The organism is Adlercreutzia sp. ZJ304 (assembly GCF_011039075.1).
Classification (GTDB): Bacteria; Actinomycetota; Coriobacteriia; order Coriobacteriales; family Eggerthellaceae; genus Adlercreutzia_A.
Window position 1 is genome coordinate 1 of the sequence record NZ_JAAKEG010000028.1, and the last position, 396, is coordinate 396.

1 protein-coding gene is annotated in these 396 nt (G+C 37.6%); it reads left to right on the plus strand.

All coding sequences use genetic code 11. From position 1 onward, the window contains the following. Positions 1-396: hypothetical protein (locus tag G7Y46_RS09015; RefSeq protein ID WP_206214205.1), on the plus strand; the 396-nt coding region annotated here is incomplete at both ends.

The window sequence follows — 396 nt, forward strand, 5'->3', positions numbered from 1 at the left end:
TATCAAGCATCTATTGATACTGCATCGCTTGATAAAGGGGCAGACTACGATAAGCTAGACACAAGCTATATTATATTTGTTTGCAATCACGACCCTTTCAAAGCAGGACTTCCTGTATATGAAATAGAACCAATATGTAGGCAAGACACATCTTTAGATATAGACAGCGGTATACACTGGATTGCTCTTAACTGTAAGGATTATAAGAAGACAAAAGATAAGCATCTGCTCTCTTTTATGGAGTATGTCTCCACTGGTAAAATAGACAAACAAAACAAACTAGTTACATCTATTGCTTGCGCAGTAGATAGAGCCAATAAAGATAGAGAGTGGGTGAATAAGGTGTTTTCTGTAAGTACAATAGGAGAAGATTGGGAGCGAGAAGTACGTATAGCC